The sequence below is a fragment of the Ideonella sp. genome, from assembly GCF_035254525.1.
GTDB lineage: Bacteria > Pseudomonadota > Gammaproteobacteria > Burkholderiales > Burkholderiaceae_C > Ideonella.
Genome location: NZ_DATFAN010000211.1, coordinates 67,183 through 87,304, shown reverse-complemented (window position 1 = coordinate 87,304; position 20,122 = coordinate 67,183). Strand labels below are relative to the sequence as shown.

Below are 20,122 nucleotides of genomic sequence, written 5' to 3'. Positions count from 1 at the left end.
CTACCATCGAACCGGTCGCGTCCGACACTGGCAAACCGGCGCCGATCGCAGCCGCCATCGGCTCTTCAATCAGGAATACCTGGGAAGCACCGGCTCCCAGCGCCGACTCGCGGATTGCGCGGCGCTCGACCTGGGTCGATCCGCAAGGCACGCAGATGATGATCCGCGGGCTCGGCTTGAGCACCGAGCGCGGGTGGACCATCTTGATGAACTGCTTGAGCATCTGCTCCGTCACGGTGAAGTCGGCGATGACGCCGTCCTTCATCGGGCGGATGGCCTCGATGTTGCCGGGCACCTTGCCGAGCATGGCCTTGGCCTCGTGGCCGACGGCCTGGATGGTCTTCTTGCCGCTCGGCCCGCCTTCATGGCGGATCGAGACGACCGAGGGCTCGTCGAGCACGATGCCCTTGCCGCGAACATAGATCAGCGTGTTGGCGGTGCCAAGGTCGATGGCGAGGTCGGTCGAGAAGTAGCGACGCAGGGGAGCGAACATGTTCGGTCAGTGAAAGGAGCGAAGCTGCACCGGGCCGAGCGTGCTGCGGGCGCCGACGTGGCGCGCGGGGCGCCTGGGCTGCATCGGCGGCACGGCAGGCTCGAAACCTCGGGGCTGCATGAATTTGGGGGGCGCGGTGGTGATGGCGCTTTGAGTCAAGCGGCCCGGCGCAGTGTCGGGCCAGAACGCGGCAGTCGGGGGATTCCAAACGTGACCCACGACACCGCGTGTTTCGCGCCGCCATACCGGTCGAGCCGGGCTGGCCGCCGTAGCGAACCGGGGGCTTGTGGATAACCGGGGATAATACCGCAAGCCCCCTGGGCCACCGAGGGCTGACGCCCCTATTTTTGAGGCCTGGCGCGGCCTTCCGGCCCCTCGCAGCCCGTCACGCAGGCCGCTGCCGGCCGCGCGGGCTACCCTTGCTGCCAACGAATCCTTCTCCCATGCCACTGACCACCGAGGACGTGAGCCGCATCGCCCATCTGGCGCGGCTTGAACTGGCGCCTGCCGAAGCCGACGCGATGCTCGGCCAGCTGAACGGGTTCTTCCGCATCGTCGAGCAGATGAGCGCAGTCGACACGCGCGGCGTCGAGCCGCTGTACACGCCGCTGTCGGCGGTGCACGCGGTCGAGCTGCGCCTGCGCGACGACGTGGTCACCGAGCCCAACGACCGCGAGGCCAACCAGGCCAGCGCGCCGGCGCTCGAGAACGGGCTGTTCCTCGTGCCGAAGGTGATCGAATGAGCCGGGCATTGCACGAGCTCGGCGTGGCGGCGCTGTCGCGCGCCCTGGCCGACAAGCAGGTCTCCAGCGCCGAACTGGTCGACCACCTGCTCGGCCGCATCGGCGATCACCAGCACCTGGGTGCCTTCCTGCACCTGGACAGCGCCGGCGCCCGCGCCGAGGCCCGCGCGGCCGACGCGGCGCGCGCCGCCGGCCAAGCCGGCGCGCTGACCGGCGTGCCGATCGCCCACAAGGACATCTTCGTCACCAAGGGCCAGCCCTCGACCGCCGGCTCGAAGATGCTCGAGGGGTATGCCAGCCCGTTCGACGCGACCGTCGTGGCCCGCCTGGCGGCCGCCGGGGCAGTGAGCCTGGGCAAGCTGAACTGCGACGAGTTCGCGATGGGCTCGGCCAACGAGAACTCGGCCTACGGCCCGGTGAAGAACCCCTGGGACACGACGCGCGTGCCGGGCGGCTCGTCCGGCGGTTCGGCTGCGGCGGTGGCCGCGCGCCTGGTGCCGGCGGCGACCGGCACCGACACCGGCGGCTCGATCCGCCAGCCGGCCAGCTTCACGGGCATCACCGGCATCAAGCCGACCTACGGCGTGTGCTCGCGCTACGGCATGATCGCCTTCGCCTCCAGCCTGGACCAGGCCGGCCCGATGGCCCGCTCGGCCGAGGACTGCGCGCTGCTGCTGTCCGCGATGAGCGGCTTCGACGAGCGCGACGCCACCAGCGCCCAGCGCCCGCCGCAGGACTTCCACGCGCAGATGCTGCAGGCGCGTGAAGGGGCTTCGGCCGCCAAGCCGCTGCAGGGCCTGCGCATCGGCCTGCCGAAGGAGTTCTTCCCCGCGGCGCTGGCCTCCGACGTGAACGGCGCGGTGCGCGCGGCGCTGGCCGAATACGAGAGGCTCGGCGCGACGCTGGTCGACGTGAGCCTGCCGCGCACCGAGCTGTCGATCCCCGTCTACTACATCATCGCGCCGGCCGAGGCGAGCTCGAACCTGTCGCGGTTCGACGGCGTGCGCTACGGCCACCGTGCGGCCAAGTACGGCGACCTGCTCGACATGTACAAGAAGTCGCGCTCGGAGGCCTTCGGCCCCGAGGTCAAGCGCCGCATCATGATCGGCACCTACGTGCTCTCGCACGGTTACTACGACGCCTACTACCTGCAGGCACAGAAGCTGCGCCGCATGATCGCCGACGATTTCCAGGCCTGCTTCCAGCAGTGCGACCTGATCGCCGGCCCGGTGGCGCCGACGGTGGCGTGGAAACTCGGTGAGCAAGGCGACGACCCGGTCAAGGCCTACCTGGCCGACATCTTCACGCTGCCGGGCAGCCTGGCCGGCCTGCCCGGCATGAGCGTGCCGGCAGGCTTCGGCGAAGGCCACATGCCGGTCGGCCTGCAGCTGCTGGGCAACTACTTCGCCGAAGGCCAGCTGCTGCACGCCGCCCACGCCTTCCAGCAAGCCACCGATTTCCATACCCGCACACCATGAGCACCGCCGCCCTTGTTCGTGGCTACGAGGTCGTGATCGGCCTCGAGACGCACGCCCAGCTCTCGACCGTCTCGAAGATCTTCTCCGGCGCGTCGACCCGTTTCGGCGCCGAGCCGAACACCCAGGCCTGCCCGGTCGACCTCGCGCTGCCCGGCACGCTGCCGGTGATCAACCGCGGTGCGGTCGAGCGCGCGATCCGCTTCGGCCTGGCCGTGGGCGCGAAGATCGCGCCGCTGTCGATCTTCGCCCGCAAGAACTACTTCTACCCCGACCTGCCCAAGGGCTACCAGATCAGCCAGTACGAGATCCCGGTCGTGCAGGGCGGGACGGTGCATTTCTTCGTCGGCGACCGGCCCCATACCGTGCATCTGACCCGCGCCCACCTCGAGGAGGACGCCGGCAAGTCGATGCACGAGGGACTGGAGACGCCCGGCTGCTCGGGCATCGACCTGAACCGTGCCGGTACGCCGCTGCTGGAGATCGTCACCGAGCCCGACATGCGCTCGGCCGCCGAGGCGGTCGAGTACGCGAAGACGCTGCACGGCCTGGTCGTGTGGCTGGGCATCTGCGACGGCAACATGCAGGAAGGCTCGTTCCGCTGCGATGCCAACGTCTCGGTGCGCCGGCCCGGCGCGCCCTACGGCACGCGGCGCGAGATCAAGAACCTCAACAGCTTCCGCTTCCTGCAGGCCGCGATCGACGCCGAGGTGCAGTGGCAGATCGACGAGATCGAGGACGGCCGCGCGATCCAGCAGGCCACCGTGCTGTTCAACCCCGACGCCAACGGCGGCCGTGGCGCGACCCGGGCGATGCGGACCAAGGAAGACGCGCACGACTACCGCTACTTTCCCGATCCCGACCTGCCGCCGCTGGTCATCGCGCCGGAATGGATCGCCTCGGTCAAGGCCGCGATGCCCGAGTTGCCCGGCGCGATGGCCGAGCGCTTCATGATCGCCGACGGCCTGCCCGAGTACGACGCGTCGATGATGACGCAGAGCCTGGCCTTTGCCCGCTACTACGAAGCAGCGCGGGACGCGAGCAAGGCGCCCAAGCTGGTCGCGAACTGGCTGATGGGCGAGATCAGCAAGCGCCTGAACGCCGAGGACCGAGACATCGCCCACGCGCCGGTGGCGCCCGCCACGCTGGCCCAGCTCATCGGCCGCATCCAGGACGGCACCGTCAGCAACAACGCCGCCCGGCAGGTCTTCGATGCCCTGTGGAGCGGCGAGGACAACGAGGTCGACCGAATCATCGAGGCCAAGGGCCTGAAGCAGATGAACGACACCGGCGCGCTGGAGAAGATCGTCGACGAGGTGATCGCCGCGAATGCCAAGTCGGTCGAGGAATACAAGGCCGGCAAGGACAAGGCCTTCAACGCACTGGTCGGCCAGGTGATGAAGGCCAGCAAGGGCAAGGCGAACCCGGCGCAGGCCGGCGAGCTGCTGAAGGCGAGGCTCAGCTAGTTGATTCAGCGGCTGCGCTGCCGCTGGGCGATGTAGGCCCGCACCTGCGCCCAGCTGACGCTGCCGTGGCCGGCGCTGTCGATGGCGTCGAAGTGGCGCGCGACGAAGCCCAGGCCCGCGGCCTCGGCCTGGGCCCGGCTGATGTGGCCCTGCCCGTTCGTGTCGGCGGCGTCGAAGCGCGCGCGCAGCTTGGCCTCGACCTGGGCCTGCAGCACGGCGCCACGGGTGGCTGGCGCGGGCGCGGTGTGGCGCAGCTCTTCGGGCACGGCAGGGTCGCGCAGGGCCCGCGGTGCAGGCTGCGCCGACGCCGTCAGCACTGCGCAGCACCCGAGCGCTGCGGCAAGCCGGCGAAGCCAGCGCCAGCTCATCGCGCCGCCCCCGCCGCCGCCATCGCGGCCTGGTAGAAGGCCGCCAGATCGGCCTTCTGCATCACCCGCGAGCTGTCGTCGAGGTAGGTCATGTGCCCGCCGACATAGCTGCGCACGGTCAAGCGTGGCGCCAGGTCGGGCAGCCGCGTCAGGTCGCGCTCGGTCTGGTAGAACGGTGTCGCGAGGTCGTCGACGCCCGACAGCGACAGCACGCGCAGCGCCGGGTTGAGCGCCATCGCGGCCGCGAGGTCGGGCACCGCATCGGGCAGTTCGTTGCCGTCGTGCCCGAAATTCCAGTAGGCGATCGCGTCCGCGAGGCTCGTGTAGCGGCTCGCCGTGCCGTAACCCAGCACCTGCGGCAGGTAGGCGTCGATCGCCGCATCGAATTCGGCACTGATGACGGTCGACGAGGGGTCGCCCTCGTTGGCCAGCGGGCTGCCTGTGGGCACGGCCATGCGCGCGTCGTAGCGGCCGGTCAGCTGCCCGGCCTTCAGCGTGCGCTGGAAACGATCGGGCCCGAGGCTGAACTCGAGCTGCCACTGCGACAAGGCTTCGCCGGTGTTCGCGACCAGCTCGCCGAGCAGCCCGGCCGGCGGCGCGATCGAGGCACTCAGCCAGTCCACCACGGCGGGGTGGTAGCCGTCTTCGGCGAAGCCGCGCATCTCGACGAGGAAGGCGCCCAGGTCGTCGGGCACCGGCGTCGTCAGGCCGAACCAGGCACCGACCGCCGAGTAGCTCGGCAGGTAGCCGGTGCAGTCGACCGCGCCGGGCGAGAACACCGCGCAGTTGCTGTTGTAGTTCAGGATCGACGACTGCAGGACCACGCCGGCCAGCGGCACCCCGGCCGACTCCAGCCGCTCGGCCAGCAGCGCGCTGCGCAGCGTGCCGTAGCTCTCGCCGAACAGGAACAGCGGCGAGGCCGAGCGCCCGTTCAGCGCGAGCCAGCGCCGGATGCTGTCGCGAAACAGGTCGGCGTCGGCGTCCACGCCCCAGAAGCTGAGGTTGCGGCTGGGCGCGATCGCCTCGGACAAGCCGGTGCCGACCGCATCGATGAAGACCAGGTCGGAGACATCCAGCAGCGACTCGCTGTTGTCGACCAGCGCGAAGGGCTTGGTCGGCGAGGCGCTCGGCGCGCCCGTCACCAGCCGCTTCGGTCCGAACGAGCCCAGGTGCAGCCAGACGCTGGCCGAGCCCGGGCCGCCGTTGTAGAAGAAGGTCACCGGCCGCGTCGCCGGGTTGGCGCCGTCGAGCGTGTAGGCGACGTAGAACATGCTCGCCAGCGCCGCGTCGCCGACCAGCGCGTGGGCCGTCAGGTGGCCGGCGGTGGCCGTGTAGGCGAGTGTGCGGCCGCCGAGCGTGAGCTGGTGCGGGGTGACCGCGGCGGCCTCGGTGGCGCTGGCGAGTGCGGCATTCGGGCCGCTGGCGTAGACCACCGGGTCGTTATAGGCGAGCGGCGGGCTGTCGGGGCGGCCGCTCCCGCCTCCGCCCCCGCAGCCGGCGAGCAGCAGGGGCACGAGCAGCCACGCCGCCAGCCAGGTGGTGGCGTGCCGCCTGGCGAGCGTGATCGGGTGCGTGGCGGGCCGGCGCATGGCGGCAGCTTAGCGCCGCCGCGTTGCCGGTGTGTGTGTTTGTGCGCGGCGCGTCAGCGCTGCGCTGCGCTGTCGGCAGCCGCCGGCGCCACGCCGAGGGCCTCGGGCCGCAGGGCGCGCACGACGAGCTTGCAGGCCAGCGACGGCTGGCCCTTGCGCTCCAGCGTGGCCTGGTTCTTCAGCAGCGTGATGCTGACGCCGGCGCGCGAGACGTAACGCGCTTCGCGCGCCTCGCGCACGCGCTGCAGCGTCCAGTGCTGGCCCTCGTAGCGCACCTGGGCGGCGCGGGGCGAGAAATCGGCGGTCAGCGTGCCACCGTCTTCGCATTGGTAGTCGGCCGGGCTCGCGTATGCAGCCACGCTGGCCAGCGCGAGCGCCAGGCCGGCGGCGAGCCGAGGGCGTTTCAGAAGCGGCATCCGGGCGATTCCTCGTTCAAGGGGCGGAGGCGCCGCGTGCCGGCGCCGATGGCACGACGATCGGCCCCATGCGGCCCGGGGCCGCGCCGGCCCACAGGGCGCGCAACCGCGCCAGCTCGGCGTCGAACTGCAAGGTCAGGCGCTCGCGCTCGGCTTCCTGGTCGCGCAGGATCGTGCGCTGCGCCTCGATTGCCCCTTCGTTGGCGGCGACGCGGGCGCGCATGGCCTGCGGCATCGGTTTCTTGCCCAGGGCTTCGCGCTCGCTGGCCAGGGCCTGGGTGTCGACCTCCAGCTCGGCCAACCGGCGCCGCGCGGCCTCGACCTGCCGCGTCACCGGCTCCTGGGCGCGGGCCCGGGCCTCGTCGTGGGTGGCCTGGTCGGGGTAGCGTGCCAGCAGCGCGCGGTCGCGCCGCGCCTCGGCCTCGCGCGCCAGCCGGATCTGCTCGGCCTGGCGCTTGGCCGCCTCTTGCCTGGCCTTCTCTTCCGGGCTCTGCGCCGGCGGCACGACGGCCTTCAGCGTGCCGTCGCGGTTCAGCAGCCGCTGGTCCTGGCTCAGGCACTCGGGAATCGGGCGGTCGGAGCTCAGCCGGTGGCCCTGGGCGTCGACGCAGGTGTAGATCGGCGTGGCCGGAGCGCTCTCGCCCGGACGGGGCGGCGTCGCGGCGCCTGCCGACGCAGCGGCTGCGGCGATCAGCAGGCCCGCGGCGACAGCGCGCATGGTGGCTCAGACGCCGTAGCGGGCACGGTAGGCCGCCACGCGTTCGGTGTTGGCCTTCAGCGCCGGGTCGTCGGTGGCGGCCAGGAACTGCATCAGGTCGGCCAGCGTCGCGATCGAGACGACCTTCAGGCCCAGCTCCTGCTCGACGTACTGCACGCCGGAACGGCGGTCGGCCGACGTGTCGCTCGCGCGCTCCTGCCGGTCCATCGTGATCGCCACGCCGACCGGCGTCGCCCCGGCGGCGCGGATCATCTCGGCGGCTTCGCGCTTGGAGGCGCCGTCGGTGATCACGTCGTCGATGATCAGCACCCGGCCCTTGACGGGGGCGCCGACCAGCGTGCCGCCCTCGCCGTGGTCCTTGGCTTCCTTGCGGTTGTAGGCGTAGGGCACGTTGCGGCCCTCGCGCGCCAGGCCGATGGCCACCGCCGCCGCGAGCGTGATGCCCTTGTAGGCCGGTCCGAACAACATGTCGAAGCCGAGCCCCGAGGCGATCAGGCGGCGTGCATAGAATTCGCCCAGCCTCGCGAGCTTCGCACCGTCGTCGAACAGACCGGTGTTGAAGAAGTAGGGCGACTGGCGGCCGGCCTTGGTCTTGAAGTCGCCAAAGCGCAGCACCCCGGCTTGCACCGAGAACTTCACGAAATCCTGCGCCAGCGGATCCAGCGACTCAGTTGCGGCCATCTCAGACATCAAGGACTTTCACCCATGGGTTTTCGCCTGGTCACGCTCAACCTGAACGGCATTCGATCGGCCGCCACCAAGGGCTTCGTCGAATGGGCCGAGCAGACCCAGGCTGATTGTATGGGGGTGCAGGAAGTCAAGGCCCAGGCCGCCGACGTGGCCGGCCGTTTCGAGCGTGTGGCCGGCATGGACGGCCATTTCCACTTCGCGCAGAAGAAGGGATATTCGGGCGTCGGCCTGTACACACGCCACGCGCCGAGCGAGGTGATCACCGGCCTGGGCGTGAACGAGTTCGACGACGAGGGCCGCTACGTCGAGGTCCGCTTCGACAAGCCCGGGCGCAAGTTCAGCGTGATCAGCTGCTACTTCCCCAGCGGCTCCTCGGGCGAGGAACGCCAGCTCGCGAAGTACCGCTTCCTCGAGGTGATCTACCCGCACCTCATGTCGCTCAAGGGCCAGCGCGAGTTCATCCTGGTCGGCGACGTGAACATCGCCCATAAGGAGATCGACCTGAAGAACTGGAAGGGCAACCAGAAGAACTCGGGCTTCCTGCCCGAGGAGCGCGCGTGGATGACGCGCCTGCTCGAGGAAGCCGGCCTGGTCGACGTGTTCCGGCGCCTGAACGACAAGCCCGAGCAATACACCTGGTGGAGCAACCGCGGCCAGGCCTGGGCCAAGAACGTGGGTTGGCGGCTCGATTACCAGCTGGCCACGCCGGCCATGGCCGAGCACGCCAGGCAGGAGCACATCTACCTCGAGAAGCGCTTCTCCGACCACGCGCCGCTGTCGATCGACTACGGCTTCGAGCTCTGAGCGTCCCGGGGGCACGCCCCGAAGGCCGTCTGGCCGAGAATTGCGGGTGGCGCGCCGCGCGCCGTCCTCCGCCCCGATCCTCCCGCCCGCCGCCCCGGCCGGCCGACTGCTGAACCACACCATGCCCGCCTACCGTTCCAAGACCTCCACCGCCGGCCGCAACATGGCCGGTGCACGCGCCCTGTGGCGCGCCACCGGCATGCAGGACGGCGATTTCGACAAGCCCATCGTCGCGATCGCCAACTCGTTCACCCAGTTCGTGCCCGGCCACGTGCACCTGAAGGACCTGGGCCAGCTGGTGGCGCGCGAGGTCGAGGCCGCCGGCGGCGTGGCCAAGGAGTTCAACACCATCGCGGTCGACGACGGCATCGCGATGGGCCACGACGGCATGCTGTATTCGCTGCCCAGCCGCGACATCATTGCCGACTCGGTCGAGTACATGGTCAACGCGCACTGCGCCGACGCGCTGGTGTGCATCTCCAACTGCGACAAGATCACCCCGGGCATGCTGATGGCCGCGATGCGGCTGAACATCCCCGTCGTGTTCGTCTCCGGCGGGCCGATGGAGGCCGGCAAGACCCGCCTGGGCGTGCACAAGCTGGACCTGATCGACGCGATGGTCATGGCCGCCGACCCGAAGGTGTCGGACGAGACCGTGGCCGAGGTCGAGCGCTCGGCCTGCCCGACCTGTGGCTCCTGCTCGGGCATGTTCACCGCCAACTCGATGAACTGCCTGACCGAGGCGCTCGGCCTGTCGCTGCCCGGCAACGGCACCGTGGTGGCGACCCATGCCGACCGCGAGCAGCTGTTCAAGCAGGCCGGGCAGCTGATTGTCGAGCTGTGCCGGCGCTACTACGAACAGGGCGACGAGCGCGTGCTGCCGCGTGCGGTGGGCGTGAAGGCGTTCGAGAACGCGATGACGCTGGACATCGCGATGGGCGGCTCGACCAACACCATCCTGCACCTGCTGGCCACCGCGCAGGAGGCGGGCATCGACTTCACGATGAAGGACATCGACCGCCTTTCGCGAAACGTGCCGCAGCTGTGCAAGGTGGCGCCCAACACGCCCAAGTACCACATCGAGGACGTGCACCGCGCCGGCGGCATCATGGCCATCCTGGGCGAGCTCGACCGCGCGGGCCAGCTGCACACCGACGTGCCGACCGTGCACGCGCCGACGCTGAAGGACGCGCTCGACCGCTGGGACGTGATGCGCGATCCCTCGCCCGAGGTGCGGACCTTCTACCGCGCCGGCCCGGCCGGCAAGCCCAGCCAGGTCGCCTTCAGCCAGGCCACGCGCTGGCCCAGCCTGGACACCGACCGTGCCGAGGGCTGCATCCGCTCGCTGGCCCACGCCTTCTCCCGCGAGGGCGGGCTGGCGGTGCTGCACGGCAACATCGCGCTCGATGGCTGCGTCGTCAAGACCGCCGGCGTCGACGATGCGCTGCTGGTGTTCGAGGGCCCGGCGCACGTCTGCGAATCGCAGGACGAGGCGGTCGAGCACGTGCTGGGCGACAAGGTGCGCTCGGGCGACGTGGTGGTGATCCGCTACGAGGGCCCGAAGGGCGGGCCGGGCATGCAGGAGATGCTCTACCCGACCTCGTACATCAAATCCAAGGGCCTGGGCAAGGCCTGCGCGCTGCTGACCGACGGCCGCTTCTCGGGCGGCACCTCGGGCCTGTCGATCGGCCACGTCTCGCCCGAGGCGGCGTCGGGCGGCGCGATCGGCCTGGTGCGCGACGGCGACCGCATCCGCATCGACATCCCGAACCGCCGCATCGACGTGCTGCTCGGCGACGACGAGCTGGCCCGCCGCCGCGCCGAGCAGGACGCGCGCGGCTGGAAGCCGGCGCAGCCGCGCCGGCGCAAGGTCTCGGCCGCGTTGAAGGCCTACGCCAAGCTGGCGATGTCGGCCGACAAGGGCGCCGTGCGCGACCTGTCGCTGCTGGACGACTGAAGGGCCGTTGCCCCGGCGGACGGACCCGCCGGGCCCTGCGTTGCGCCGACGCAAGGCGCTGCGCCGGGCCGGTCGACTAGAGTCGGCGGCCATGACCGACGCCGCCCCGACCGCCATCACGGCCCCTGCCGGCGCGCCGGCCGCCACCCCGCCGGGCTTCAACGCCCGGCTCTGGCGCCGCTTCGTCGCGATCGCCAAACCCTACTGGCTCGATTCGGACGAACGCTGGCGCGCCATCGGCCTGCTTGCGCTGCTGATGCTGCTGCTGCTCGGGCAGACCGGCTTCAACGTGCTGTTCAACCAGGAGACCGGCGAGTTCACCTCGGCGCTGGCCGCGCGCGACGCCGATCGCTTCTGGGCCGCGATCCGGCGCTTCACGCTGATCCTGGCGATCGCGGTGCCGATCTACGCGCTGTACTACTTCGTGCGCGACACGCTGGCGCTGCGCTGGCGGCGCTGGCTGACCGGGCGCTTTCTCACGCGCTACCTCGCCGACCACGCCTACTACCGGCTCAACGCGATCGCGGGGCTGGACAACCCCGACCAGCGGATCTCGGAGGACATCAATTCCTTCACCGGCCAGTCGCTGTACTTCTCGATGATCGTGCTCGGCGCGGTCATCGAGATGATCGCCTTCGCCGGCGTGCTGTGGGCGATCTCGCCGCCATTGATCTACATCCTGTGCGGCTACGCGGTGGTCAGCACCTTCTTCACCGCCCGCGTCTTCGGCCGCAGGTTGATCGGGTTGAATTTCGGCCAGCTGCAGCGCGAGGCCAACTTCCGTTTCGGCCTGGTGCGACTGCGCGAGAACGCCGAGGCGATCGCGCTGCACGACGGCGAGCCGCGCGAGCGCAGCGTGCTGCAGCGCCTGTTCGACGCGGCCTATGCGAACTACCGCCAGGTGCTGCGGTGGCAGCTGCGGCTGAACCTGTTCCAGTACGCCCACAGCTTCCTGACGCTGGTGCTGCCCAGCATCGTGATCGCCGGCGACGTGCTCGACGGCAAGCTCGAGGTCGGCCGCGCGGTGCAGGCCGCGGGCGCCTTCAGCGCGATCCTGTCGGCGCTGACGCTGATCGTCGAGCACTTCGAGGGCCTGTCGCGTTTCTCGGCCGGCATCGAGCGCCTGCATGCCTTCACGCAGACGCTGGACCGCCCCCGCCCGACCGACGGCATCCGCACCGAGCCCGGCATGCAGCTGGTGCTCGAGAGCGTGACCGCCTACACCCCGCAGCGCGAGCAGCTGCTGCTGCGCGAGCTGGACCTCGTCGTGCCGCCGGGCGGCGGGCTGCTGATCACCGGCGCCAGCGGCAATGGCAAGAGCTCGCTGCTGCGGGTGATCGCCGGGCTGTGGACCTGCGGTGAGGGCACGCTGCGGCGACCCGCGTCGCCCGACATGGTGTTCCTGCCGCAGCACCCCTACCTGCCGCTGGGCGACCTGCGCTGCCAGTTGCTGTACCCGCAGCTCGAGCGCGACATCTCCGACGCCGAGCTGCTGCAGTGGCTGGCGCGCGTCAACCTGGCCGACCTGGCCGATCGGTTCGGCGGGCTGGACGCCGAGCGCGACTGGGCCAAGCTGCTGTCGGTCGGCGAGCAGCAGCGGCTGGCGTTCGCCCGCGCCCTGCTGGCCAAGCCGCGCTACCTGCTGCTGGACGAGGCCACCAGCGCGCTCGATGCCGACAACGAGCGGCGCCTGTACCTGCAGCTCGAGCCGCTGTCGATCACGCCGATCAGCGTCAGCCACCACCCGGCCCTGCTGGCCTTTCACGACCAGGTGCTGACGCTCACCGGCGGCGGTGCCTGGACCCTCGGCCCGGCCGCGGCGCACCGCTGGAACGGCGACGACGGCTGAGCCTCAGCGCCTGCGCCCGAGCAGCGGCACGAGCTGCGCCGCCACGATGCAGCCGAGGATCAGCGCACAGCCGGCCCAGCCGGCCGCCGAGAGCCGATCACCGGCCAGCAAGGCGCCGAAGACCGCCGCGAACACCGTCTCGCTCGACAGCAGCAGCGCCGCGTCGGCCTCGTGCGTGTGACGTTGCGCGACGACCTGCGCGGTGTAGCCGATGCCCACCGACACCAGGCCGGTGTAGGCGATCGCCCCGGCCGCGGCGCGCACCGCGCCCCAGGCCAGCGGCGGCTCGACCAGCGCCGCGGCGGCCAGGCTCGCGACCGCGCAGACCACGAACTGCGCGCAGGCCACGGTGTACGGCGCGCCCAGCCGCCCGGCGGCCCAGCCGACCAGCACCACGTGCAGGGCCCACGGCAGGCTGCTGGCGATCACCCACCAGTCGCCGACCACCATCGCCACCGGCTGCGCGCCGGTCAGCAGCCAGGTGCCGGCCAGGCAGCCCAGTGCGGCGGGCCAGACCACCGGGTGCGGCCGGCGGCGAAACACGAGCCAGGCGACCAGCGGCACACCGGGCACGTACAAGGCGGTCAGGAAGCTGGCGTTGGTGACGCTCGTCGTCACCAGCCCGATCTGCTGCAGCGCCGCGCCGAGGAAGATCAGCGTCCCCAGGCCGAGCAGCAGCAGCCAGCGGGGCGGGCCGCCGGCTGCCGGCCGCACGGGCGCGGCACGGCGATGTTCGCGCCACGCCAGCGGCGCGACGACCAGCGCGCCCAGCGCGAAACGCAGCCCGGTGAAGGCCATCGGCCCGAGGCTGGCCATGCCCCAGGACTGCGGCACGAAGGCCAGGCCCCAGATCGCGGCCACCATCAACAGCAGCCCGTCGGCCTGCCAGCGTTTCATCGTCTCGTGCGGCAACAAAACCGTCGAGGATAGCGGGGTCGGGGCCGCCAGCCCGCGCCTTGCGCCGCCGCAAGGGGGCGCCCGGGTGGCGTCGCTAGGCTCGGTCGTGTCGGGAGTCGGCATGTCGCCGGCCCCATTCGTCGCAGGTTTCGATGATCGGTGGGTGTTGTCTCGTCACGGGCGGATCGGGCTTCCTGGGCATCAACCTGGTGCGCCATCTGCTCGCCGAAGGCCTCGCGGTCCGCTCGCTGGACATTGCCCCGTTCGACTACCCCGAGCGGCGCCGGATCGACGCGATCCTCGGCGACATCCGCGATGCCGGGGCGGTGGACCGGGCGATGCAGGGCGTGCGCTTCGTCGTCCACTGCGCGGCTGCCCTGCCGCTGGCCAGCGAGGCCGAGATCGTCTCGACCGACGTGGGCGGCACCCGCGTGCTGCTCGAGGCGGCGCTGCGCCACCGGATCGAGCGCTTCGTCTTCATCTCGTCGACGGCGGTCTACGGCATTCCGGATCATGTGCCGATCCGCGAGGGCGACGCCCTGCAGGGCGTCGGGCCCTATGGTCAGGCGAAGATCGACGCCGAGCGGCTGTGCACCGAGTTCCGGGCGCGCGGGCTGTGCGTGAGCATCCTGCGGCCCAAGAGCTTCGTCGGGCCCGAGCGGCTGGGGGCCTTCGAGCTGCTGTACGACTGGGCGTACGAGGGGCGGGCCTTCCCGGTGCTCGGGCGGGGCGACAACGCCTACCAGCTGCTCGACGTCGAGGACCTGTGCCGGGTGATCTGGCTGTGCCTGACGCTCGAGCGCAGCCTCGTCGAAGAGACCTTCAACGTCGGCGCGAGCGAGTTCGGCACGATGCGCGCCAACTTCCAGGCGGTGCTCGACCGCGCCGGCCATGGCCGGCGCGTGGTCGCGCTGCCGGCCCGTCCGGCGGTGCTGCTGCTGCGCCTGCTCGCGGCGCTGAAGCTGTCGCCGCTGTACCGCTGGATTTACGAGACGGCCGACCACGAGAGCGTCGTGTCGATCGAGCGCCTGCAGTCGCGGCTGGGCTTCACGCCGCAGTACTCGAACCGCGCGGCGCTGCTGCGCAACTACGACTGGTACGTGGCGCACCGCGCGGAGTTCCAGGGCCGCCACGGCGTGTCGCACCGCTTGCCGTGGAAGCACGGCGTGCTTCGGCTGGCCAAGCATGTCTTCTGAGGCCGCGATGACCTTGGCCGTCGACCTGCCGCCCGTCACACCCGCCCGTGGGGCGCTGCTGGCCGCCGCCGTGCCGCTGGTCGTCGATCTGGACGGTACGCTGCTGCGCACCGACACGCTGCTGGAATCGCTGCTCGACCTCGCCCGGCTGCACCCGGCCGACCTGCTGCGCGTGCCGCTGTGGCTCGCGCAAGGGCGCGCCCGGCTCAAGCACCACCTGGCACGGCGCGCCCCGCTCGACGCCAGGACCCTGCCCCTGGCGCACGACCTGCTGGAGCACCTGCGCGCCCAGAAGCGCCAGGGGCGGCGGCTCATCCTGGCCACGGGCGCCGACGCGGCGGTCGCCCACGCCATGGCCGACGAGCTCGGCCTGTTCGACGCGGTGATCGCGAGCGACGGCACGACGAACCTGACGGCAACGCACAAGCGCGATCGGCTGGTCGCCGAGTTCGGCGAGCGTGGCTTCGACTACGTCGGCAACAGCGCCCGCGACCTGCCGGTCTGGGCTGCGGCACGCCGCGCCGTGCTGGTGGCACCGGCGCCCCGCGTCGCCGCGGCGGCGCGGCGGGTGACCGAGGTCGAGCGCACGTTCGACGCCGCCCCGGCGCGCGCGGGCACCTGGCTGGCGGCCATGCGCGTGCACCACTGGCTGAAGAACCTGCTGCTGCTCGTGCCGCTGCTGGCGGCGCACCGGCTGTACGAACCGGCGATGCTGGCGAACGCGGCGATCGGCGGCTTCGCGTTCTGCCTGGCCGCCTCCGGCGTCTACCTGCTGAACGACCTGCTGGACCTGCGGGCCGACCGCCGGCACCCGCACAAGCGCGAGCGCGTGCTGGCGTCGGGCCGGATGCCGATCGAGCATGCCCTGGCCCTGCTGCCGCTGCTGTGGCTGGCTGCCGCCTTGCTGGGGGCCGCCCTGCCGCGGCCGTTTCTCGCCGCATTGGGCACCTACGTCGGCCTGATGCTGGTGTACTCGGTGCGGCTGAAGGACATTGCGATCGTCGACGCGTTCGCGCTGGCGGCGGGCTACACCCTGCGCATCCTGGCCGGTGCGATCGCCGTCGGGATGGACGTGTCGCCATGGCTGCTCGTGAGCAGCGTGGCGCTGTTCTTCGGCCTGGCCCTGCTCAAGCGCTACGCCGAGCTGGTGACGCTGCGCGGCAGCCTGGGGCCCGGCGCGCGCGTGCGCGCCTACCGCGTGACCGATGCCGCGCTGATCGCGGCGCTGGGGCTCGCGGCCGGCTGCGTCGCCGTGGCGCTGCTGGCCCTGTACCCGGTCGCCGTGCCGTCCTTGCATGCCGGCTGGCCCGTCTGGCTCGTCGGCGGCCTGCTGCTGTTCTGGACCGGCCACATGTGGCTGATGGCCCACCGCGGCCGCATCCGGGACGACCCGGTCGTCTTTGCACTGCGCGACCCGCTCAGCCGGGTGTTCGGGCTGCTGACCGCCGCCGTGCTGGTGTTGTCCGCATGAGGGAATCTGCGCCGAGGCGGGGGCGCGCCGCCGTCGTGCTCGCGGCGCTCGGGCTCGCGACGGCGATGGGCCAGACCGCCCGCAGCATCGTCGACCTGCAGCCGGCGCGCCGCAGCGAGAGCGTGGTGGTGCAGGAGCCCGCCGGCCCGCGTGTGACGCTCACGCTGACGCAGCTGAACCCCGCCATCAACGCCTGGCTGCTGCTGAGCGTGCAGCGTCCGCCGGGCGCCGAGGCCGAGCGCTTTCACCTGGAGAACGCCGACCCGGCGCGCCAGCGCCTCACGCTCGACGCCGCCCATCCGGGCCAGATCGAGATCACCACCGGCGCACGCAGCACGCGTTGCACCTTGTGGCCCGGCGATGCGCTGGCGCAGGCGCGTCGCCAGAAGCTGCCGTATGCGCCGCTGTGCGACGGCCGCGTCTACCTGCGCAACACGGTGCAGGGCAACCGCACGACGCTGGAGGCCACGACCGAGTTCCTGCGCGACCACGTCTGGCGCGGCGAACAGATCATCGGCTTCGTGCGGCGCGAGCTCTACCAGGATGCCTTCATCGAGCGGGCGACGCCCGCCTTGGCGGCCGACGCGGCACCGCCGGCACCGCGCGGGGCCCCGGCGCCGGCGCGCATGGCGGCCTCCGCGGCGCGGCAGGCGCTGCAGGCCGAAGGCTTGGGCATCGACCTCGGCCTGCGCGGCGCCGGCATGTGGCCCGGCCGCTGGTACGCCGCGGCCGGGTTGGAGGGCATCTTCGTCAGCGCCGTGCAGGCCGGCAGCGTGGAAGGGGCCGGCCCGGCTGCGCGTCCGCTCGATCCGGTCGAGGCCACGGCGCTGTCCTACCTCGTCGCCTTCGACCTGGCGAGCTTCGATCTCGGCTTCGCGCTGGGAACCGAGCATCCGCGCCTGGGCTGGTCGGCGCGTGTGCCCGACGAATTGCGCGACGCCGCCGGGCCGGGGCCGGACGGGATCGAGAGCGCCGCGCCGCTGGTGCGCACCGGCATGGTGGCACCGGCGCTCGAAGCGCGCGTCGTGGCCACCTTCACCGGCGGCTTCAAGCGCGAGCACGGGGCGTTCCGCCACGGCGCACTCGCGGCAGCCCACCGCGGCAGCCACTACGGCTTCATCGAGCAGGGTGTCGTGTTCAGCACGCTCGTGCCGGGGCTGTCGACGCTGTACGTGCTGGACGACGGGCAGGTCGGCATGACGACCTGGCGGCCCGACGACGACCGGCTGCTCGGGCGCATCCGCCACGCACGCCAGAACGGCGTGCCCCTGATCGAGCGGGACCCGGCGGGCGGCGTTCCCCGGCCGGGCGCGCTGGTCGACCAGTGGGGGGCGGGCAACTGGTCCGGCTCCAGCGACGAGAAGCTGCGCACGCTGCGCGCCGGCGCCTGCCTGCTGGAGGGGCCCGGCGGCCGGCGCCATCTGGTCTACGGCTACTTCTCGAGCGCGACCCCGCGCGCCATGGCCCGCGTGTTCGGCGCCTACGGTTGCAGCGAGGCGATGCACCTGGACATGAATGCGCTGGAGCACACCTACCTGGCGCTGTACCCGCGCCGCGGCGCCCAGCTGGGCGTGGAGCACCTGGTGACCGGCATGTCGGTGCTCGACAAGAGCGTCGGCCCGGCACTGGTGCCGCGCTTCCTCGGCTTCGCCGACGACCGTGACTTCTTCTACCTGGTGCGAAAGGATTCGCCATGAAACGCCTGCTCGGCCGGTGGCTGCCGCTGGTGGCGCTGACCATGGTCTCGGCGCACGGCGGCGCGACCCCGGGCTTCGCGCAGCAGAACGAGGCACTGCTGCGTGACCTGCAGCGCGAGCACGGGCTCGACGAGGCCCAGATCGAGCGCATCAGGGAGATCTTTCGCCGCTCCGGCGTGATCGGCCAGGGCAACCCGGCGATCTCGCGCCACCCGCTGACGCCCGAGCAGTGCCAGGCCGCTCGCGCCGCCGCGGGGCGGGCCGACGACGAGGCGGGATTCGCGCGCCTCTGCGGCGCGCCCGGCATGGCGCCGTTGTACGACCCGCAGACGCAGCGGCCCGACGACGCGCGCGCCTGCATCGACCAGTACGAGTTTCCCGACATCGCCTGCGCCTACCCCGTCGTGTGGGTGCGCGCGCGCGAGGCCGCGCAGATCTGTGAGGCGATGGGCAAGCGCCTGTGCGACGCGCACGAATGGGAGGGCGCCTGCGAGGGGCGCCTCGCGGACCCCGACTACCGGTTCGACCTGGCGAAGGGGGCCCCGGCGAGCGACGCGATCCGCCGCATGCGCGAGGCGCACAACCGCAGCCATGCGGCGGACGAGCGCTGGAGCTACGGCGCGCAATACGAGCGCGGCGTGTGCGCCACCGGCAGCCAGAAGACCCCCGGCTGCCTCGGCGGCGGCTGGAACGCGTGCGGCTCGAACACCTACCCGACCGGCGCCTTCCCGCGCTGCCGCAGCCCGCTGGGGGTGTACGACCTGAACGGCAACGCGGCCGAGCACATGAACCTGCCGCTGGACCCGTCGCAGATGGCCAGCCGCGGCAGCGCCGAGCTGGGCTACACCGAGATGAAGGGCAGCTGGTTCATCTTCGATACCTACCGCGCCCATGAGGACTGGTGCCGCTGGCGCGCGCCGTTCTGGCACGGCACACGCGTGCTGGACACCACCAGCCACGCCAACTACCACCTCGGGTTCCGCTGCTGCAAGACGCTGCCCGCGCGTTGACGCGCCGGGGGCGCCTGCTCAGCCGCCGAGCTGGCCTGCGCGCGGCAGCGGGCCCTCGTCGCTCAGCAGCGGGGCGAGCACCGCATCGGCCAGCGCATCGAACAGCGAGGTCGGCCGGTCGTCGACGAACACCACATCGCTCACCAGGCGCACGCCGTGGCTGTAGTCGACGTAGCGCGCCCCGTGCACGGTCGACAGGGGCTGGATCGGTGCGCCGACGGCGCGGTGCCAGCCGTAGATCGCCACCCGGCCGGGCTGCGTCCACAGGCGCGCGCTGAGCACCACGTCCTTCTTGTGGCCGGCCGTCAGCGCGCCCTCGGCGGCGCCCGCCTCGGCCATCTGCTCGCGCACCATCGCGTCGTGCCGGCGGATGTAGCCGGTCGAGCGCATCTGGTCGCCGGCCGGCAGGGGCTGCGGCGCCAGGCGCACCGAGGCCTGGCGGTAGATCAGGTCCACGATGCGGCGCGTCGGCAGCATGAAGCCGAAGCGCGCCGCCACGGCCAGCGCGCTGTCCAGGCCCATCGGCACGCGCAGGTGGTCGTCGTCCGAGCCGATGCTCAGGTAGTCGGGCAGCACGCACAACGTCAGGCTGACCATCCGGCCGGTGGGCAGCAGGGCACGGGCGGTGACCGGCTGCAGCCGGCGCAGGAAGGCAGGCAGGTTGCCCGCCAGCAGCTCGTCGCGGATCGCGCGGTCGCGCTCGTGCTCCGGCAGCCCGCCCACCGCGTCGGCGAAGGCCGCGCCGCCGGGCGCGCGCGCCGCGCGCTGGGGCAGGCCGGCGCCGAGCGACGCGCAAGGCGAAGGCGCCGTCTGTGACCACGCCCCGATGCACAGCGCCCAGCCGGCGAGGCCGAGGGCGACGGTGCGCAGAAAGGGCATGGGCATGGTGAGCGGTGGGCGGCGTGCAGTACCAGGGTCTTCCTTATACCCCGGGCGGCATACCCCTCCGCACTGCCGGGGCGCCCGTGCCGCAGCGATCAGGGCCTGCCCTGTTCGCCGCCCTGCCGCGCCACGACCGTGCCTTCGACCTCGGCCGGCAGCAGGCTGGTCAGCACGGTGCCGGGCAAATGGCTCATCTCGGCGCTGTCGAGCTTGGCGACGAACTTCCAGCCCGCAGGCAGCTTGACGAAGACGAAGCCGGTCGGCGTGTCGACATAGACGTCGAAATCCTTGACAGGCACCGACGCGGGTTGGGCGAAGGCGGACGCGCCGATGAGCAGGGCGGCGAAGGCGGTGGCGATGGGCTTGATCATGGTCTTACTCCTGTGATTGATATTGAAGAT

The 20,122-nt window shown here is 71.7% G+C and carries 19 protein-coding genes; 10 read left to right on the top strand and 9 right to left on the bottom strand.

What is annotated here, in order from left to right:
* Positions 1-493, bottom strand: a 493-nt coding sequence (locus tag VJ693_RS24475) for a rod shape-determining protein (RefSeq protein WP_324158612.1), incomplete at its 3' end; no start/stop codon positions are given.
* Positions 494-936: 443 nt separating this feature from the next.
* On the opposite strand from VJ693_RS24475, the gene gatC reads away from it, so the two are divergent.
* The 3 genes from gatC to gatB are packed head-to-tail and all read left to right on the top strand — an operon-like array spanning position 937 to position 4,177.
* Positions 937-1,236 carry an Asp-tRNA(Asn)/Glu-tRNA(Gln) amidotransferase subunit GatC gene (gene gatC, locus VJ693_RS24470; RefSeq protein WP_324158611.1) on the top strand — a complete coding sequence of 100 codons (300 nt, stop codon included), beginning with the start codon at positions 937-939 and terminating at the stop codon, positions 1,234-1,236.
* Complete coding sequence (gatA, locus tag VJ693_RS24465) at positions 1,233-2,714, top strand: Asp-tRNA(Asn)/Glu-tRNA(Gln) amidotransferase subunit GatA (RefSeq protein ID WP_324158610.1); 1,482 nt, start codon at positions 1,233-1,235, stop codon at positions 2,712-2,714. The genes gatC and gatA overlap by 4 nt, the downstream gene beginning before the upstream one ends.
* Complete coding sequence (gene gatB, locus VJ693_RS24460; protein ID WP_324158609.1) at positions 2,711-4,177, top strand: Asp-tRNA(Asn)/Glu-tRNA(Gln) amidotransferase subunit GatB; 1,467 nt, start codon at positions 2,711-2,713, stop codon at positions 4,175-4,177. Before gatA ends, gatB begins: the two co-directional genes overlap by 4 nt.
* 5 nt (positions 4,178-4,182) lie before the next feature.
* Here the strand turns inward: gatB and VJ693_RS24455 are convergent, their stop codons facing one another.
* The 5 genes from VJ693_RS24455 to pyrE all read right to left on the bottom strand — a co-directional run bounded on the left by VJ693_RS24455 (position 4,183) and on the right by pyrE (position 7,949).
* Positions 4,183-4,443 carry a hypothetical protein gene (locus VJ693_RS24455; RefSeq protein WP_324158607.1) on the bottom strand — a complete coding sequence of 87 codons (261 nt, stop codon included), beginning with the start codon at positions 4,441-4,443 and terminating at the stop codon, positions 4,183-4,185.
* Between the two features lie 98 nt (positions 4,444-4,541).
* Complete coding sequence (locus VJ693_RS24450) at positions 4,542-6,134, bottom strand: S10 family peptidase (protein WP_324158606.1); 1,593 nt, start codon at positions 6,132-6,134, stop codon at positions 4,542-4,544.
* A 53-nt stretch (positions 6,135-6,187) separates the two neighbouring features.
* Positions 6,188-6,550 (bottom strand): MliC family protein, encoded by a 363-nt coding sequence (locus VJ693_RS24445; RefSeq protein WP_324158604.1) that lies wholly within the window; start codon positions 6,548-6,550, stop codon positions 6,188-6,190.
* A gap of 16 nt (positions 6,551-6,566) precedes the next feature.
* Positions 6,567-7,268, bottom strand: coding sequence for a DUF4124 domain-containing protein (locus VJ693_RS24440; protein ID WP_324158602.1), 702 nt, complete (start codon positions 7,266-7,268; stop codon positions 6,567-6,569).
* 6 nt (positions 7,269-7,274) lie between these two features.
* Positions 7,275-7,949, bottom strand: a complete 675-nt coding sequence (gene pyrE, locus VJ693_RS24435; protein WP_324158601.1) for an orotate phosphoribosyltransferase — start codon at positions 7,947-7,949, stop codon at positions 7,275-7,277.
* A 24-nt stretch (positions 7,950-7,973) separates the two neighbouring features.
* On the opposite strand from pyrE, the gene VJ693_RS24430 reads away from it, so the two are divergent.
* The 3 genes from VJ693_RS24430 (at position 7,974) to VJ693_RS24420 (ending at position 12,568) form a co-directional block, all read left to right on the top strand.
* Positions 7,974-8,762: an exodeoxyribonuclease III gene (locus tag VJ693_RS24430; RefSeq protein WP_324158599.1), complete on the top strand. Its 789-nt coding sequence runs from the start codon at positions 7,974-7,976 to the stop codon at positions 8,760-8,762.
* Between the two features lie 121 nt (positions 8,763-8,883).
* Positions 8,884-10,719, top strand: a complete 1,836-nt coding sequence (ilvD, locus tag VJ693_RS24425) for a dihydroxy-acid dehydratase (RefSeq protein WP_324158598.1) — start codon at positions 8,884-8,886, stop codon at positions 10,717-10,719.
* A gap of 91 nt (positions 10,720-10,810) precedes the next feature.
* A complete protein-coding gene (locus VJ693_RS24420) occupies positions 10,811-12,568 on the top strand; it encodes an ABC transporter ATP-binding protein/permease (protein ID WP_324158596.1) in 1,758 nt (585 codons plus the stop codon).
* A gap of 3 nt (positions 12,569-12,571) precedes the next feature.
* On the opposite strand, the gene VJ693_RS24415 is transcribed toward VJ693_RS24420, so the two are convergent.
* A complete protein-coding gene (locus tag VJ693_RS24415) occupies positions 12,572-13,465 on the bottom strand; it encodes a DMT family transporter (protein ID WP_324158594.1) in 894 nt (297 codons plus the stop codon).
* A gap of 152 nt (positions 13,466-13,617) precedes the next feature.
* Between VJ693_RS24415 and VJ693_RS24410 the strand changes: the two genes are divergently transcribed.
* Genes VJ693_RS24410 through VJ693_RS24395 form a run of 4 tightly spaced genes read left to right on the top strand, consistent with a single transcriptional unit; the run spans position 13,618 to position 18,839 of the window.
* Complete coding sequence (locus VJ693_RS24410) at positions 13,618-14,661, top strand: NAD-dependent epimerase/dehydratase family protein (protein WP_324158593.1); 1,044 nt, start codon at positions 13,618-13,620, stop codon at positions 14,659-14,661.
* A 7-nt stretch (positions 14,662-14,668) separates the two neighbouring features.
* Positions 14,669-16,132, top strand: a complete 1,464-nt coding sequence (locus tag VJ693_RS24405; protein WP_324158592.1) for a UbiA family prenyltransferase — start codon at positions 14,669-14,671, stop codon at positions 16,130-16,132.
* Positions 16,129-17,829 carry a hypothetical protein gene (locus VJ693_RS24400; RefSeq protein ID WP_324158590.1) on the top strand — a complete coding sequence of 567 codons (1,701 nt, stop codon included), beginning with the start codon at positions 16,129-16,131 and terminating at the stop codon, positions 17,827-17,829. The genes VJ693_RS24405 and VJ693_RS24400 overlap by 4 nt, the downstream gene beginning before the upstream one ends.
* Positions 17,826-18,839, top strand: coding sequence for an SUMF1/EgtB/PvdO family nonheme iron enzyme (locus VJ693_RS24395; protein WP_324158588.1), 1,014 nt, complete (start codon positions 17,826-17,828; stop codon positions 18,837-18,839). The genes VJ693_RS24400 and VJ693_RS24395 overlap by 4 nt, the downstream gene beginning before the upstream one ends.
* A gap of 18 nt (positions 18,840-18,857) precedes the next feature.
* Here the strand turns inward: VJ693_RS24395 and VJ693_RS24390 are convergent, their stop codons facing one another.
* Together VJ693_RS24390 and VJ693_RS24385 are read right to left on the bottom strand one after the other, a co-directional pair.
* Positions 18,858-19,724 (bottom strand): hypothetical protein, encoded by an 867-nt coding sequence (locus tag VJ693_RS24390; RefSeq protein WP_324158586.1) that lies wholly within the window; start codon positions 19,722-19,724, stop codon positions 18,858-18,860.
* A gap of 92 nt (positions 19,725-19,816) precedes the next feature.
* On the bottom strand, positions 19,817-20,092 hold the full coding sequence (locus tag VJ693_RS24385; RefSeq protein WP_324158584.1) for a hypothetical protein: 276 nt from the start codon (positions 20,090-20,092) through the stop codon (positions 19,817-19,819).
* Positions 20,093-20,122 lie beyond the last annotated feature (30 nt).

What these genes read in the sequence shown, in the direction of transcription:
- VJ693_RS24405 (WP_324158592.1), top strand. Translation starts at nt 14,669, where the DNA reads ATGACCTTGGCCGTCGACCTGCCGCCCGTCACACCCGCCCGTGGGGCG.
- VJ693_RS24445 (WP_324158604.1), bottom strand. Translation starts at nt 6,550, where the DNA reads ATGCCGCTTCTGAAACGCCCTCGGCTCGCCGCCGGCCTGGCGCTCGCG.
- VJ693_RS24450 (WP_324158606.1), bottom strand. Translation starts at nt 6,134, where the DNA reads ATGCGCCGGCCCGCCACGCACCCGATCACGCTCGCCAGGCGGCACGCC.
- VJ693_RS24390 (WP_324158586.1), bottom strand. Translation starts at nt 19,724, where the DNA reads ATGCCCATGCCCTTTCTGCGCACCGTCGCCCTCGGCCTCGCCGGCTGG.
- VJ693_RS24400 (WP_324158590.1), top strand. Translation starts at nt 16,129, where the DNA reads ATGAGGGAATCTGCGCCGAGGCGGGGGCGCGCCGCCGTCGTGCTCGCG.
- VJ693_RS24420 (WP_324158596.1), top strand. Translation starts at nt 10,811, where the DNA reads ATGACCGACGCCGCCCCGACCGCCATCACGGCCCCTGCCGGCGCGCCG.
- VJ693_RS24440 (WP_324158602.1), bottom strand. Translation starts at nt 7,268, where the DNA reads ATGCGCGCTGTCGCCGCGGGCCTGCTGATCGCCGCAGCCGCTGCGTCG.
- gatA (WP_324158610.1), top strand. Translation starts at nt 1,233, where the DNA reads ATGAGCCGGGCATTGCACGAGCTCGGCGTGGCGGCGCTGTCGCGCGCC.
- gatB (WP_324158609.1), top strand. Translation starts at nt 2,711, where the DNA reads ATGAGCACCGCCGCCCTTGTTCGTGGCTACGAGGTCGTGATCGGCCTC.
- VJ693_RS24395 (WP_324158588.1), top strand. Translation starts at nt 17,826, where the DNA reads ATGAAACGCCTGCTCGGCCGGTGGCTGCCGCTGGTGGCGCTGACCATG.
- pyrE (WP_324158601.1), bottom strand. Translation starts at nt 7,949, where the DNA reads ATGGCCGCAACTGAGTCGCTGGATCCGCTGGCGCAGGATTTCGTGAAG.
- VJ693_RS24385 (WP_324158584.1), bottom strand. Translation starts at nt 20,092, where the DNA reads ATGATCAAGCCCATCGCCACCGCCTTCGCCGCCCTGCTCATCGGCGCG.
- VJ693_RS24415 (WP_324158594.1), bottom strand. Translation starts at nt 13,465, where the DNA reads ATGAAACGCTGGCAGGCCGACGGGCTGCTGTTGATGGTGGCCGCGATC.
- VJ693_RS24430 (WP_324158599.1), top strand. Translation starts at nt 7,974, where the DNA reads ATGGGTTTTCGCCTGGTCACGCTCAACCTGAACGGCATTCGATCGGCC.
- ilvD (WP_324158598.1), top strand. Translation starts at nt 8,884, where the DNA reads ATGCCCGCCTACCGTTCCAAGACCTCCACCGCCGGCCGCAACATGGCC.
- VJ693_RS24410 (WP_324158593.1), top strand. Translation starts at nt 13,618, where the DNA reads ATGATCGGTGGGTGTTGTCTCGTCACGGGCGGATCGGGCTTCCTGGGC.
- gatC (WP_324158611.1), top strand. Translation starts at nt 937, where the DNA reads ATGCCACTGACCACCGAGGACGTGAGCCGCATCGCCCATCTGGCGCGG.